We start from the raw sequence: 15,363 nt of genomic DNA on the forward strand, positions 1-15,363 counted from the left end.
TTTATTTCACCTTGCTGCCAGCAGGCATGCCTGGTACTGATACGACCTTGAGCTGATCGTCGCAGGAAGCAGCTAATACCATGCCCCGTGATTCGATACCGCGGATTTTAGCCGGCTTTAGATTAATAATCATGACGACATGCTGACCAATAAGTTCCTCTGGCGCATAATGTTTTGCAATCCCTGAGACGATCGTCCGCACTTCACCGCCAAGATCCACTTCCAGCTTCAATAATTTATCGGCTTTCTGAACTTTCTCCGCTGCCAGGACTTTAACAACACGTAAATCCATTTTGGCAAATTCATCGATTGACACTTCCGGTAACGATTCCACCGTTTTTTGCGGTGCTGCCTCTGAAGCGACCGGAACCGCCGGCACTTCTTCTGCTTCTTTTTCTTCAATACGCGGGAAAATCGGTTCTGGCTTAGAAACAGTTACGCCGCTGGCTAAACCGCCAAAAGCAGCATCGCGCAGACGCACGTCGGCTAAGTTATCACCCAAGCCAAGCTGTGACCAGATTTTCCCTGACGTAACTGGCATAAAGGGAGAAATAAGAATAGCTACAATACGTAGCGTTTCTGCTAGATTGTACAGCACTGTGGCCAGACGACTTTTCGCCTCGCTTTGCTTCGCTAAAGCCCAAGGCGCTGTTTCATCAATATATTTATTGGTGCGGCTAATGAGCATCCAAACATCCTTTAGCGTAACCGTAATATCAAATTTATCCATAGATGTTTCATATTTTTTTACGGTCGCGGCGCATAAGGCTTCTAAGTCCTCATCAATAGCGGCTTTTTCGCCAGCAGATTCAATGACGCCTTGTTGAAAGCGGCCAATCATGCTTAAAGTACGATGAAGCAGATTGCCAAGGTCGTTGGCAAGATCGGCGTTAATTCGATTGATCAAAGCCTGTCGTGAAAAATTGCCGTCGGTACCGAGCGTAATTTCGCGCAACAGAAAATAACGAATGGCATCAGGACCAAACTCGTCAATTAATGCTAGAGGATCAATCACATTTCCCTTCGATTTTGACATTTTATCGCCTTCGACAATGAGCCAGCCATGTCCATAGACTTGTTTTGGCAGCGGTTCGCCAAGCGCCATAAGAATAATTGGCCAAATGATCGAATGGAAACGAACAATTTCTTTACCGACAAGATGCAAATCAGCTGGCCAATATTTTTCATATTTTTCTTTGTTGTCAAGATAGCCTGCTGCCGTAATATAATTGACAAGTGCGTCAAACCAAACATAAACTACATGCTTTGAATCAAAAGGTACAGGAATACCCCAATCAAAGGTCGTTCGCGTTACGCAGAGATCTTCAAGTCCCCCTTTAATGAAATTAATCATTTCATTGCGGCGCGATACTGGTTGAATAAAATCAGGATTTGCTTCAATATATTCAAGCAGTCTGTCCTGATATTTGCTCATGCGGAAAAAATAACTTTCTTCCTTTACTACTTCTACTGGACGACCGCAATCAGGGCATTTGCCGTCGACAAGCTGCCGTTCCAGCCAAAAGGTTTCGCAAGGTGTACAATACCAGCCTTCGTAAGCTGATTTATAAATATCGCCTTGATCGTAAATTTTTTGGAAAATATGCTGTACCACTTTATGATGGCGTTCTTGCGTAGTGCGGATAAAATCATCGTTAGAAATATTCAGTTTCTGCCATAGATTCTGAAAACCTGCTACGATTTTATCAACATACGCCTGGGGCGTTACATTACTTTCTGTAGCTTTCCGTTCAATTTTCTGGCCGTGTTCATCAGAACCTGTCAAAAAAAAGACATCGTGGTCTGTTAGGCGCTTATAGCGAGCAATCGCGTCAGCCACGCTGGTGCAGTAGGCATGGCCGATATGCAATTTATCGCTCGGATAATAAATTGGCGTTGTGATATAAAAAGGTTTCTTGCTCATTGTATCCTCCTTTAGTAAAAACAGCTTGCTAAATTCGCTATTGCTTTTTATTATAAGCCTTCCAAGGCCTTCCATGCAATTTTTGTTCACAACTTCTTGATTTTTGGTGAAATGCCATAAAAACTGAGCTGCTTGCTCTAATAAAAAGTTCGTTTTGTCGAAAAAAAGACTGAATTTTCCCTTGCTTTTTTAGGTTGACAAGCCTTGTAATTTTTGGTATTATTTAGTCAGACATATTTTGTCGAATAATGTTGTGTGGGAGGAAATTAAAAATGAAATCTACCGGTATTGTACGTAAAGTCGACGAATTAGGCAGAGTCGTTATTCCTATCGAACTACGTCGTACTCTCGATATTGAAGAAAAAGACGCCTTGGAGATCTATGTGGACAGTGATCGCATTATTCTTCGCAAGTATGAACCTGCTTGCGTATTTTGCGGCAACGCTGACGAAGTAACGAACTTCAAAGGCAAAAACGTCTGTAAAACCTGTTTGCAGTCCATGAGCCAGTCTGCTACGTAAATAAAAACAGCTACTGCTCGATGCAATCAACTACAAAAGAGGGAGTCGTAAACCAGGTTGTTATAGCCTGCTTTACGACTCCCTCTTATTCATGTCTGTTCCGCTTATTCACTTTTTTATTGCGATTCGCTAATCCTTGCAAGCTAGTACAGCCTGATAGACTTCGCGTTTCGTAATGTCATACTTAGCCGCAACTTGACGCATGGCCTCTTTCGGCGCGAGGCCTTCAGCAACAAGCGACGCCACTGCCGCGGCAAGTCCAGCCTCATCCGGCACAACTAACTCTGTTACAATTTCTTGTTCACAGCCGCTCACCACCAGCGAAAATTCTCCTCGCGGCGGCTGCTGCGTAAAATACTCAATCAACTCACTCAGCGTACCGCGCACAAACTCCTCAAACTTTTTGGTAAGTTCACGGCCTGCTACTGCCGTTCTATCGCCCAAAACCTCGCGCAGCACAGCCAAAGTAGTCAACAAATGATGGGGCGATTCATAGAACAGCAGCGAATAGGGATGCGCTTGGAGCGAATTCAAAAGTTCGATCTGCTTTTTTTTCGTTTTCGGCAAAAAACCTAAAAAGGTAAAGGCCCGAGTATCCAGACCTGAAGCAATTAACGCGCATAATGCGGCATTAGCGCCTGGCAACGGTACTACAGCGATACCAGCAGCAATAGCCAGTCGGACAAGATCACTGCCAGGATCACTAATACCAGGCATACCCGCATCGCTGACCAGAGCAATGGACTGACCTTGTTGCAATTTTTCAATCAGCCAAGGGCCTGCCGTCTCTTTATTATGTTCATCATAACGAACAAGCTCTTTATGAATCTCAAAATGGGCCAAAAGCTTACGGGTATGGCGTGTATCTTCAGCAGCAATCAAATCAGCCTCTTTCAAACATTCCACCGCCCGAAAAGTCATATCGCTCAAATTGCCAATGGGCGTTGGGCATAAGTAGAGTACATTGCTCACAGTCTGTCCTCCTTCGCAGCGTAGTAAGACTGCACTTCCTTAGTATAAGTACCGTCTGCCTCATGGACAATCAACGGCGGCAAAACCGTGAGGCCGCTCTTCCCGCCGCGCACCCCTTCGACTAGCATCATATTAGCCGGTTTATGAACAAGTGGATGAACAAGGCGCAACCGTTTTGGTTCAAGCCCTGCCTGATGCATCAGTACGAGAATTTCCGTCATCCGTTCCGGCAAGTGGACCATGACAAAGCGCCCGCGAAACTTCGTCCAATAGGCAGCGGCCTTGAGGACATCGGCTAGAGAGGCGTTTACCTCATGACGCGCTGTCGCCACGCCAGCCTTAGCGTTCTTTTGACCTGTCCCTAACAGGCGATAAGGTGGATTTGCAATGACTAAGTCCAACGATCCCGGCGGCAGATCGGCGGCAAAATTTCCCGGACAGCTATAGTCGCCGGAAAGGATCTTAATAGTTTCATCTAAATCGTTCAAGGCCACGCTACGCCGAGCCAAATCAGCCATACGATTATTACATTCAATGCCCGTAATTTCGCCAGCGCCTCTAGCAGCCAAAAGTAAGGCAATCACGCCAGTTCCCGTACCTAAATCAAGCGCTTTTGCTTGGGGCCGCAAAAAAGCAAAATGAGCCACAAGAACAGCATCGAGCGAAAAGGCAAATTCCTCTTCATGCTGCAAAATGCGATAGCCGCCATAAAATAATTCATCAATGCGTTCGCCAGGAAAAAGCTTCATATAATTGGCTGGTCACCCTTTTCTACGACTTCGTCCCAGGGAATATCCAGCGATTTTCCATCATTTAATTGAATATGGGCCGTTTTTTTCGTTGTATTCAGCGAAACTACCTTACCTTCGCCCTGAAGTGTCAAAACTTCAAGGCCCACCTTCGGCGCCATAACCTTTTTGGCATGGCCGCAATAGCAATGGCTTTCATATTTTAAGCAGCACATAAGACGGCCGCAAATTCCCGAAATTTTGGTTGGATTGAGCGATAAGTTCTGATCTTTGGCCATACGAATCGACACAGGCTCAAAATCACCTAAAAATGTGGAGCAGCACAACGGTCTCCCGCAGCAACCGATCCCCCCCATCATCTTTGCTTCATCACGCACGCCAATTTGCCGCAGCTCAATCCGAGTACGGAATACACTGGCAAGATCCTTAACGAGTTCACGAAAATCAATGCGGCCTTCGGCCGTAAAATAAAAGATAATTTTATTTACATCAAAAGTATACTCTACATCAACTAAGTTCATGGGAAGCTCATGGGCGGCAATTTTCTGCTCGCAAATCGTAAAAGCGCTTTTTTCCTTCTGACGATTTACCGTAACCTTTTGCTCATCCTCGGCTGTGGCCAAGCGCAAAACAGGTTTTAATGGCTGAATAATATCTTTTTCGGCCACATCGCGCGGTGCGATAACAACATCGCCAAATTCTAGACCTCGCGCCGTCTCTACAATTACGTGATCATTCGCCGAAATGGCGAGTTCTCCCGGATCAAAATAATATATTTTTCCCGCTTTTTTAAAGCGAATCCCGACTACTGTGGGCATATAAGTTCCTCCCTAAATACTGCTATTACCGCTTCGCCAAAGACGGTGAAGCGAAAGCGCTAAAGATTCAAAAACAATGCGGGGGTTTCCATTTTTCTGCAGGGCCGTCTCCGCTTCCTGCAACGAAAAAACCATTCGCTCCCAAACGAAAACAGACTGCTGGCGGTCAAGTAGCGGCAAAGCGTTGTCCTCGGTGCTAACAGCAAGTTTTGCATAAGCCCCTGAGTCGCATAACTCGCGTAATATGCCGTCACGCAGTAACAGCTTACAAAAATAAAAAAAGTCACTGCGCGTCAAAGGTGTAAGGGCCTCAGCTAGGGCTTCGCCATGGGCGAGCAGCTTACTCTGCGGCAAAGTAAAGAGTTGCTTCAACCAGTCTGCTGCAACCCGACGCAGCTCTCGTCCTTCTTGTGACAAAAGCTCACGAGCTCTTCTTACACTGCCTTGACTGAGCCTTGCGGCCAACTGCGCTTCCGCCTGCGACCACCCTTCTTGGCAAAGTGCAGCTTCCAGTAAACTCTTCGAAATCACTGAAAAATGAAAGCGTTGACACCGGGAAAAAATAGTTTCTAAGAGCAACGATAGATCTTGCGCTACAAGAATAAACGTAATGCTTCCCGGCGGCTCTTCTAATATTTTCAGCAGGCTATTTTGCGCCTGCTGCGTCATTTTTTCTGCCTCATCAATCAGAAAAACCCGTCTCTGGCCAAAACGCGGCGAAAGCGCGGCTTCCTGCTGTAATTGGCGTATCTGATCAATTTTTATGGATGATCCGGCAGGAATTACTTGGATAAAATCGGGATGGTTTTCTGCGGCAAAAGCGCGGCAGGACAGACAGTGTCCGCACGGTTCGTCTTGGTCAGACTCACACAACAATGTTTTAGCTAAAACAGCAGCAATCCGAGCTTTGCCAATTCCTACTGGTCCGTCAAATAACAGTGCATGAGCCACAGCCTGCTGTCGCAACACTTTTCTAAGCACAGCAATTTCCCGTTCATGGCCAATAATCGAATTCCAGTCCATAAGCTCAGTCCCTTACATATACAAATCGACAAGCATGCCGCGAATTGCATCATGCTTGGCCATGATATCTAACTGCCGTTCCTGGCCCACTCGCACATCTTCCGCCATGTCCGATAGTGTATTATCAATCTTCTTAATAATTGTAAACATTTTCTGGCGACCTTGGCGATCCCAACCGCGATCGGAACTGACAGCATACATGCGCCCTACGGCTTCGCCGATAAACTGGCGCACAAGTTCACGGTAGCTTTTCAATTCACCATAAGTCGGAGCCTGACTCAGGTTAGTCCCCTGCTCCTGGATCTGCTCCATTAACTTATTCAGCTTTTCCTGATACTGTGTTTCCTGTGAATTGAGCAGCTCTGAGGCAAAATGCCCTGGAGATTTTTCCACTTTTCCTTGATTATCGCGATCACTTATTAGAGGAACTTGGCTTTTGCCTAAATTATTAATCTTCACAGGGTTTCCTCCTGTCTTTCAATCCCTCGATTTTCTCAAAAGGCTGTCACTATATAGTATCGATAGAAACAAGAAGCTTATAAGTAGAATTTATCAATTTATTTTATCATACCAGTCTGGCTTGGTATAGCAAAAGATTATTTCAAACCTTGTCTTTTCAAATAAGGTTTTACCAAATCATAAAGTTCTGCATGAATCGAATCAATCGATTTTACCTGATCCCCCTCAACACAAGAAACCTTTTTCCATCCGTACTTTTGCGCTAAAGCCTGCGAATGCTCATAGCAATGGGTCAGATACATCTGATCCTGCTCATGAATATCCTTGCTTTCGCCTGACTTGAGCGAGCGTCCTGCCATAAGCTGCGCGGAAAAAGTCGGCGGCATATCTAAGAAGAGCACGCAGTCTGGCACAGGCAAAGCGAGTTTATGAAACTCTAGATCCCACAGCCAATCAAGATAGATGTCCTTTTCTATGGCGTCATCAATTTTAGCTGCTTGATGAATCATATTTGAGGTAACGTAGCGATCGGCTAAAATAAGACCGCCAGCCTCATAAAAAGCGCCCCAATTCATTTTCCAGGAAGCAAACCGATCCACGGCATAAAAAGCGGAAGCAGCATAGGGGCTTACATCATCGGCTTTTTTGCCAAAATCTCCTTTTAAGTACATCTTTATTAAAGCCGATGACGGACTATTATAATCGGGAAACTCCACTTTCCTTATTGTTTCCCCTTCGGCCTGCAATCGCTCAAATAGCAGTTTCGCCTGCGTAGCCTTTCCACTAGCATCAGTGCCGTCAATAATAATTAAAGTTCCTTTCATACCCCTTGCTTCCTCTCTGCTCTAATCACTTTAATCGTCTGCAGCGAATGATCCTCTGGCCCGGCTACATTGAGCCCGGCCTGCTGCATGCGGCGACAGTAGTCAATAAATTCAGCCGTAATTTCCTCACCAGGACTGACAAGTGGGATTCCCGGCGGATAAAAGGAAAGAACTTCCGCGCTGATCCGTCCAGCTGCCTCGCTAAAGGGAATCACTTCTGTTGCTGCAAAAAGCGCCTCTCTTGGCGATAAAATCAGTCGTGGCAGCCACTGTGGACAAACAGCTTTAGCCAAGATCTCGCTGCGCTGTTGTTTTCTGGCGTCAAAAGCCATTGCCGCCAAGGCATCAATCAGTTTTTGAATCGTGGCTTTCCGATCACCAAAGGTAAGCAAAAAAAGTACGTTGCGCTCATCATAAAGCTCTACTTGAATCTTTTTACGCCGCAGAAAAGCTTCCGCTTCTGCGCCAGTCATCCCTAGGCCCGAAACCGTCACTGTTACTTTCGTACGATCCAGTTCATAGATCCCCGGCAAACCGATCTTTTCGGCGCCAAAGGAGTAGAGCCCCGGTATCTGATTCACTTGTGAACGAAAAAAATCAGCTAAAGCCAAGGCTTGCGTCATAAGTTTTCTGCCTGAGCAAGCCATCTGCAACCGTGCCGCCTCCAAGGAAGCCAGTAAAACATAGTTAGGGCTAGTAGAATGCAAAACCTTAAGCATGGAATGCAAGCGGGATGAATCAATCCGCTCGCCCTGTCGATGCAACATGGAACATTGCGTCATAGCGCCTAAAATCTTATGAGTGCTTTGCGCTACAAGATCTGCGCCAGCCGCTAGTGCAGCAAGAGGCAGATCCTGATGAAACTGTAAATGCGGACCATGAGCTTCATCAATGAGTAGCGCCATATTATAACGATGAACCAGCTTGGCGATAGCTGCTAAATCAGCAGCAGCGCCATAATAGGTAGGACTTGTTAGTAAAACGCCTTTTGCATCAGGATGGGCCATTAAAACAGCTTCTAACGCCTCAGGACTTACGGCCATGGCTAAGCCGAGCTCGACGTCAACTTCAGGTTGCACATAAATCGGCCTAGCACCACTTAAGGCAAGACCACTCAGGCAGGAACGATGGGAGTTCCGCTGCAAAATCAGTTTATCACCAGGTCCAACAGTTGCCAGAATCATTGCTTGAATGGCTTCGGTAGTTCCATTTACTAAAAAAAAGCTCTGATCCGCTCCGTAAAGCTCCGCTGCTAACGTTTCGGCCGCCAATAAACAACTTTTCGGTTCAGCCAGATCATCCCATTCGCTCATGAGCGACAGGTCATAACGCAGCAACTTTTTGCCCATCAAATTTGTAAAGGCTTTGTCCATGCCGCGCCCCTGCTTATGGCCTGGCGTATGAAAGGGCATAACATCTTCCTCTATATAGCGCCGCATCGTGGAAAGGAGCGGCGTTTCTCCCTGTCGGTCAAACTTCTTCATAACCACACCTCTTGTCAGACCACTTACAATAATGGCAACTTCACAATAATCTTTAAACCTTGTTCTGGATTGGAACGAAATTCGATATCCCCGTTAAGCAAATGAACCCGCTCTTTCATTCCCATAATCCCAAAGCTTTCTTTTCCCACATGATCTAGATTGCAGCCCTTGCCGTCATCTTCGACAATGACCTGTACTGCCCTGGGGCGAAATTCTAAAATAACTCTCACATGGGTCGCTTCCGCATGCTTTTCAATATTATTCAACGCTTCTTGCACAATTCGAAACAGACCAACTTCTACATAGGAGTCTACGCGTTTTTCTTCCCCAATTACCTGAACCTCGGCGGAAACACGGCATCGTTCCTTCACCCCATCAAGAACACGACGGATCGTCGGCACAAGACCGAGATCATCGAGCGTCATGGGTCTGAGATCAAAGATAATTTTACGCGTCTCCTTTAAACACAAGCGAACTTGTTCCCGCAACGAACCTAGCTCATATTTACACCGTCCGATATCTGTATCAGCAAGCCGCTCACATACTTCGGCCCGAAATACCAGATTGGCCATCGCCTGGGCTGGACCGTCATGAATTTCGCGAGCAACACGCCGCCGTTCCTCTTCCTGAGCCTGAATAATCTTCGCACCAAATTGCTGACGCTGTTGCATCGTTTCCAAACTGCCTAGCACGGCGCCCATCTGGTTGCCCAGAAACCCCAGTGCAGCAGCAACTTGGGACGATAGACTTTCCGCCTTGTCTACAGTTTCTTTTAACCGTTTTAAACGAATATCTAAATCATCGCGTTTTTGCCGCAGATTCTGTTCCTGCGCTCTGGCTACAGCTAGTTCAATTTGAAGACTATTCGCTTCTTCATAGGCACTTTTTATATCGGCTTCTTTATATACACTAAAATTGCGACTCACTTCCATAAGACGAATTCGTCCCCGCCGCTCCTTGCGCTCCAGCTCATCAACTTTAAAAATAACTTGGATCATTTCTTCTTTGACAATTTCAGCATCACGTCTAACATGATCCATTTCGGTCCGGGCAGCTTCATAAATCTCATAAATTTGTTTTTTCCCTTTTTCTACCGCATCCACCGTGTCTTTTACAATTTTATCCAAATCAGTAATAGTAAGTTCAGCCATCTCAGTTCACCCTGTGCTCAAATTCAAAATCTGCAGTCTTTCGGTGATTCGCCGCGACTTACTTTAATCCCTGCCCCAACCCCCCTTGTATTCGCCTCTTTCTCAGGTATATAATAAACTTGAAAATAATTTTCACAAATGCCCCACTATTATGATTTTTATTTCGCAATACCCACTTCATTTCCTTGCAAATTAAAGGAGGATTTCTCATGAATTTTGTAAATGCACTGACTGATGACAAAAGCTATCAAGTGTTAGCCGATCTTTTGGCGCCGATTCCACTACCGAAGATGGTTAAAGTACGTCAAACCTTTGACCGTCCGCAGGAAACAGCTATTCCCCAAAGTCTAAAGAATCAGTTTACCGCTGGAAACTTTGCCGCTAAAATCCAGCCTGGCATGAAAATCGCCGTAGCCGTAGGCAGTCGCGGTGTTGCTCAAATTCCGCTTCTAGTCAAAGAAACGGTAGCCTTTCTAAAAGAGCAGGGAGCGCTTCCTTTTATTGTCCCTTCTATGGGAAGTCACGGTGGCGCTACGGCCGCCGGGCAACTAGAAGTACTGCATAACCTCGGCGTTACCGAAGAAAGCGCTGGCTGCCCCATTCGTTCTTCCATGGAAGTTGTTGAACTCGGTCGCCTGGAAAATGGCCTACCTGTGTATCTTGATCGCTATGCCAACGAAGCGGACGGCCTCGTCGTCATCAATCGGGTGAAACCGCACACGGCCTTCCGCGGCGATTCGGAAAGCGGCATGGTTAAAATGATTACCATTGGTCTTGGCAAACAAAAAGGGGCTGAATCCTGCCATGCTTATAGTTTTAAATATATGGCTGAACATATTGTATCCATGGCCAAAATTGTTTTAGAGAAAAAAAATGTTCTATTTGCTGTTGGAACCGTGGAAAACGCCTATGATGAGGTGGCTAAAGTCGTTGTTGTTCCGCCAGAAAAGCTACTCGAAACAGACAAGGCTCTGCTTATTGAAGCGAAAGCCAACATGCCCAGCCTGCCGTTCAAACAAATTGACGCCCTCATTATCGACCGTATCGGCAAGGACATCTCCGGCGACGGCATGGACCCCAATATTACCGGCCGCTATCCCAGCCCTTACGCCACAGGCGGACCAGAGATTGCCAAAATGGCGGTCCTTGATCTAACGAACCGCTCGGAAGGCAATGCCAACGGCATGGGCACAGCTGATTTTACGACAAAACGACTCATTGATAAAACAAATCTTTTTGCTACCTATGCCAATGGCCTTACCTCGACTGTCGTCGGTCCAACTCATATGCCTACGGTTCTTGCCAATGATCTAGATGTCTTAAAAGCCGCTGTCAAAACCTCCAATGCTCGTGACTTGACGCAGGTACGCCTTGTAAGAATTGAAGATACACTGCACCTAGGCGAATTTTATATTTCAGAAGCGCTTATCGCCGATGCGAAGGCTGCTGGTCTGGAAATACTCTCTGAACCGGCATTCTTTGAATTTAACGAAGCGGGAAATTTATTCTAGGAGGTCTTCCTATGGCTCAGACAAATTCGGCAAACATAGTAATTGCGGGAAACGTACTGCCAATTCTGCAGGATACCCTAGCCCAAAACGGCCAGGTTCAACAGTTTCTCGATCCGGCAGGAAAAGACCGCGTTGCTTTTGAGGCATCGCTGACAACAGCCGATGCGCTCCTTGCCACATCAGCAATTACAGTTAATGAAGCGTTGTTAGCTAAAGCGCCAAATCTAAAAGTAATATCCCAACCCAGCGTGGGTGTCGATAATATTGATCTAGAAGCCTGCACGGCCCATAAGATTCCTGTCGGTCATACGCCTGGCGTCTTAGTCGAAGCAACAGCCGATCTGGCCTTTGGTCTCCTGCTTAGCGCCGCTCGCCGTATTCCGGCTGGCTGGAACTTTGTCAAATCCGGTGCGTGGGGCGAAAAACAATCCTTTGCTCTCGGGGTTGATCTCTATGGCAAAACGCTAGGCATCGTCGGTATGGGACGAATCGGCTCAGCCGTTGTCCGCCGCGCCCAAGCCTCAGGAATGAAAGTGATTTATCACAATCGCCATCGTCATCCTGACGAAGCGGCGCTTAAGGCTGATTATGTTTCCTTTGATCAGCTCTTAGCATCAGCAGACTTTGTTCTGCTACTTCTACCGCTTACCAAAGAAAGTGAAGGTCTCTTTAACCGAGAAACCTTTGCTAAAATGAAACCCTCCGCTTATTTAATCAATATCGCCAGAGGTAAGATTGTCGATTCAGAAGCTTTATATGACGCGCTAACAACCGGGAAAATCGCTTTTGCGGCGCTTGATGTAACAGACCCTGAGCCACTGCCTAGCGACCACAAGCTATTAAGGCTTGATAACATTCTTGTTTCACCGCATATCGGTAGCTCTACTAAGGAAACGCGCCACGCCATGGCGCTCTTAGCAGCAGAAAATCTCTTATCAGGACTTGCTGGTAAAGCCCTTCCCGCTTGCGCTAACAGCGATGCCAACTACAAATAAAAAATGCAAAAAGACTCTTGCCTGATTGATGGGCTAGAGTCTTTTTATTTATTTCATCAAATCGCTTACTTATTTTGTCCAATCGCTGTGGAAAATTCCTGCTTCATCAGTCCGTTCATACGTATGAGCGCCAAAGTAGTCACGCTGCGCCTGGATCATGTTGGCAGGCAGCACAGCCTGACGGTAGCTGTCAAAATAGTCAAGCGAGGCGCTGATGGCTGGCGTCGGCACTCCCAGTTCCTTGCAAGTTTTGACAACAAGACGCCAATTGTCCGAAATCCCGCCGATGGCGTCAAGGAAGAACGGATCAAGTAACAAATTAGGAAGGGCCCCATTACGATCAAAGGCTTCTTTAATTCGTTCCAAAAATACCGCCCGGATAATGCAGCCGCCGCGCCATAAGAGCGCTAAATCACCAAAATTCAGATTCCAGTTATATTCCTCGCTAGCCGCTTTCAACAGGGCAAAGCCTTGAGCGTAAGAACAAATCTTCGATGCATAGAGCGCATCGTGAACTGCTTTGATAAAGGTTTCTTTATTGCCAGTAAAAGCAATTTTCGGACCCGTAAGAATCTGACTAGCTGCGACGCGTTCTGTCTTATAAGCCGACATGCAACGAGCAAAAACAGCTTCGGTAATCGTCGGGGTCGGCACGCCAAGATCAAGGGCGCTTTGCGACGTCCATTTGCCTGTTCCTTTTTGCCCAGCCTTGTCGAGAACCATCTCAACTAATGGACGATTCGTTTTTTCATCAACGCGTTCTAAAATATCGCGAGTTATTTCAATCAAATAGGAATCAAGGACGCCTTCATTCCAAGTCGCAAAAACCTCATGCATCTCTGCTTCGGTTAGGCCAAGAACGTGTTTTAAAATATAATAAGCTTCGCTAATGAGCTGCATATCACCATATTCGATGCCATTATGGACCATTTTTACATAATGCCCGGCTCCGTCAGGTCCTACAAAGGAACAGCAAGGATTGTCGCCGGCTTTAGCGGCGATTTTCGTAAATATTGACGCTACCTGTTCATAGTCTACCACTTTCCCGCCAGGCATCAAGCTGGGACCATTCAGCGCCCCTTCTTCGCCGCCTGACACTCCCATACCGATATAACCAATACCACGCTTCTCTAATTCAGCAAAGCGGCGCTGCGTATCTTGAAAGAAAGAATTACCGCCATCAATGATGATATCGCCTTTTTCTAAGTGCGGCACAAGTTCTTCAATCATGGCATCAACCGGTGCTCCAGCTTTCACCATAAGCATAATTTTTCGCGGCCGCTCCAGCATATTGACAAGTTCAGTAATGGAGTAGGCGCCGCCAATGGGCAGTGCAGCTGGTTTCTTGCCGAGAAATTCTGTGACCTTCTTAGTAGTACGATTATAAACGGCTACAGAAAACCCCTTTCCCGCCATATTCAGCACAAGATTTTCTCCCATGACAGCCAAGCCAATCAAGCCAATTTGATACATACTTGTTACCACCTTTCTACTTTTGGAAATTTTTTTCCTAAATTAAATCCGATATTGAAATTTATTTACTTTTATCTTAGCATTATTTTCTCACTGAAACAAGAAAAAAAGACGGTACTCTCAGCTAGAGAAGTACCATCTTTTACTTTATAATCAGTCAACAGTCTGCTTGACATCTTCCCAAACGATATAATTTGCCTTGGCAAAACCATTAAAGATTGTTGCCGATGCGCTGGTATAGGCACCGCAGTTCGGCACAAGCAGCAAATCATCTACATTCAATACAACAGTTGGCTTGTCTCTAAATAGAACATCAAGCGAGTCGCAGCTTGGCCCGGCAAAAGTCGCCGCAATCTGTTTTCCTTCATTGAAGCTTTTGAGTTCATAATCCCAATGATCAAAAATGATTCCTGAAAAAGTTCCGTAAAGACCTTCATCAAGGAAATACCACTGCTGCTCATTACGTTCCTGCGTCCCGATCACGCGGGTAATCAAGTTAACAGCAGTGCCGCAAATAAAGCGGCCCGGTTCAGCCCAGATTTCTGTATTGGGAAAATATTTGTCAATAGCCTCCTGAATTTGGTCTAACATCGTTTCAATATCTATTGTTTCATTGGAGGTCGGAATGGGAAAGCCGCCGCCAATATCAAGAATTGTTAAATCAAAACCGCGCGCCTGCGCTTCAGCATAAATGTTATGGAAAATCTCCATCGCTGCAATGTAAGCCTTAGCATTGGGCGACTGACTTCCCACATGGAAGCAAAGACCAGCCACATTCAGTCCCTGCGCTTTAGCAATGGACAAGAGCTTAAGGGCATCTTCCGGGGCAGCACCAAACTTTTTATTCAAATCAACTAAAGCCTCAGGATTATCGATCCGTACACGAAGCAATACAGTCCCACCAGGAATAGCTTTCGCCATTTTGTAGATTTCGCTTTCGCTGTCAAAGGTCATCTTATGAACGCCTTGTTTGCCAGCCATAGCCAGGCCGCCGCTCGTTTTTACCGGATTGGCGTAAATCATTCGTTCCGCCGCAATTCCCATTTGGGTTAATGCAGCCATTTCACCATCGGAAGCAACATCAAAATAAGATCCGAGCTCAGCTAAAGTGCTAATAATCCGTTCGTCAGGATTGGCTTTCACGGCATAGTGAATCTTGACCTGCGGCAGATGCGCCTGCAGCATCCGGTAATTATAAGCAATTTGCTCCGTAGACAGAACGAGTAGCGGTGTTCCGTACTTTTCAGCAAGTACCTCCACTGCTGCTTGGGGTAATGAAAAAACTTTTTGCATGGCCATTCTCCTGTCTTTCTAAATTCTGGCTTCCGGTCCGAGGTCTCGCCAAAAAGCACGATATGATTTTAACACAACTGACCAAAAGTGCAATAAAAAATTGAGAAAAACAAAATTTTTTTAAAGACAGTTTACACTTAGCCTGTACAAAAACAATTTTTTCTAT

The 15,363-nt window shown here is 46.0% G+C and carries 14 protein-coding genes; 3 read left to right on the forward strand and 11 right to left on the reverse strand.

Features of this window, described 5'->3' with window-relative positions:
• Position 1: 1 nt before the first annotated feature.
• Positions 2-1,924, reverse strand: coding sequence for a methionine--tRNA ligase (metG, locus tag AC0NJP_RS05465; protein WP_474699074.1), 1,923 nt, complete (start codon positions 1,922-1,924; stop codon positions 2-4).
• A 272-nt stretch (positions 1,925-2,196) separates the two neighbouring features.
• Here metG and AC0NJP_RS05470 point away from each other — a divergent pair, with 272 nt between their 5' ends.
• Positions 2,197-2,445 carry an AbrB/MazE/SpoVT family DNA-binding domain-containing protein gene (locus tag AC0NJP_RS05470; RefSeq protein ID WP_474039222.1) on the forward strand — a complete coding sequence of 83 codons (249 nt, stop codon included), beginning with the start codon at positions 2,197-2,199 and terminating at the stop codon, positions 2,443-2,445.
• A gap of 129 nt (positions 2,446-2,574) precedes the next feature.
• On the opposite strand, the gene rsmI is transcribed toward AC0NJP_RS05470, so the two are convergent.
• The 8 genes from rsmI to AC0NJP_RS05510 form a co-directional block, all read right to left on the reverse strand.
• Entirely contained in the window at positions 2,575-3,417 is an 843-nt protein-coding gene (gene rsmI / locus AC0NJP_RS05475; RefSeq protein ID WP_474699075.1) for a 16S rRNA (cytidine(1402)-2'-O)-methyltransferase, read from the reverse strand.
• Positions 3,414-4,166 carry a tRNA1(Val) (adenine(37)-N6)-methyltransferase gene (locus AC0NJP_RS05480; RefSeq protein WP_474699076.1) on the reverse strand — a complete coding sequence of 251 codons (753 nt, stop codon included), beginning with the start codon at positions 4,164-4,166 and terminating at the stop codon, positions 3,414-3,416. Before AC0NJP_RS05480 ends, rsmI begins: the two co-directional genes overlap by 4 nt.
• A complete protein-coding gene (locus AC0NJP_RS05485) occupies positions 4,163-4,984 on the reverse strand; it encodes a PSP1 domain-containing protein (RefSeq protein ID WP_474039225.1) in 822 nt (273 codons plus the stop codon). The genes AC0NJP_RS05480 and AC0NJP_RS05485 overlap by 4 nt, the downstream gene beginning before the upstream one ends.
• Before the next feature lie 12 nt (positions 4,985-4,996).
• Entirely contained in the window at positions 4,997-6,007 is a 1,011-nt protein-coding gene (gene holB, locus AC0NJP_RS05490; RefSeq protein ID WP_474699077.1) for a DNA polymerase III subunit delta', read from the reverse strand.
• 12 nt (positions 6,008-6,019) lie between these two features.
• Complete coding sequence (locus AC0NJP_RS05495) at positions 6,020-6,466, reverse strand: YaaR family protein (RefSeq protein WP_474039227.1); 447 nt, start codon at positions 6,464-6,466, stop codon at positions 6,020-6,022.
• Positions 6,467-6,603: 137 nt separating this feature from the next.
• Complete coding sequence (locus AC0NJP_RS05500; RefSeq protein ID WP_474699078.1) at positions 6,604-7,290, reverse strand: dTMP kinase; 687 nt, start codon at positions 7,288-7,290, stop codon at positions 6,604-6,606.
• The gene (locus tag AC0NJP_RS05505) at positions 7,287-8,774 is read right to left on the reverse strand and encodes an aminotransferase class I/II-fold pyridoxal phosphate-dependent enzyme (RefSeq protein ID WP_474699079.1); all 1,488 of its coding nucleotides are present in this window, start codon (positions 8,772-8,774) and stop codon (positions 7,287-7,289) included. The genes AC0NJP_RS05500 and AC0NJP_RS05505 overlap by 4 nt, the downstream gene beginning before the upstream one ends.
• A 23-nt stretch (positions 8,775-8,797) precedes the next feature.
• Positions 8,798-9,925: a sensor histidine kinase gene (locus AC0NJP_RS05510; protein ID WP_474039230.1), complete on the reverse strand. Its 1,128-nt coding sequence runs from the start codon at positions 9,923-9,925 to the stop codon at positions 8,798-8,800.
• Between the two features lie 209 nt (positions 9,926-10,134).
• On the opposite strand from AC0NJP_RS05510, the gene AC0NJP_RS05515 reads away from it, so the two are divergent.
• On the forward strand, positions 10,135-11,436 hold the full coding sequence (locus AC0NJP_RS05515) for a nickel pincer cofactor-dependent isomerase, group 22 (RefSeq protein WP_474699080.1): 1,302 nt from the start codon (positions 10,135-10,137) through the stop codon (positions 11,434-11,436).
• Positions 11,437-11,447: 11 nt separating this feature from the next.
• Positions 11,448-12,431: a 2-hydroxyacid dehydrogenase gene (locus AC0NJP_RS05520; RefSeq protein ID WP_474699081.1), complete on the forward strand. Its 984-nt coding sequence runs from the start codon at positions 11,448-11,450 to the stop codon at positions 12,429-12,431.
• Between the two features lie 69 nt (positions 12,432-12,500).
• Here the strand turns inward: AC0NJP_RS05520 and gnd are convergent, their stop codons facing one another.
• Both gnd and AC0NJP_RS05530 read right to left on the reverse strand, forming a co-directional pair.
• A complete protein-coding gene (gene gnd, locus AC0NJP_RS05525; protein WP_474699082.1) occupies positions 12,501-13,904 on the reverse strand; it encodes a decarboxylating NADP(+)-dependent phosphogluconate dehydrogenase in 1,404 nt (467 codons plus the stop codon).
• Between the two features lie 153 nt (positions 13,905-14,057).
• Positions 14,058-15,197 (reverse strand): type III PLP-dependent enzyme, encoded by a 1,140-nt coding sequence (locus tag AC0NJP_RS05530; protein ID WP_474699083.1) that lies wholly within the window; start codon positions 15,195-15,197, stop codon positions 14,058-14,060.
• Positions 15,198-15,363 lie beyond the last annotated feature (166 nt).

The organism is Pelorhabdus sp. sgz311002 (assembly GCF_056134285.1).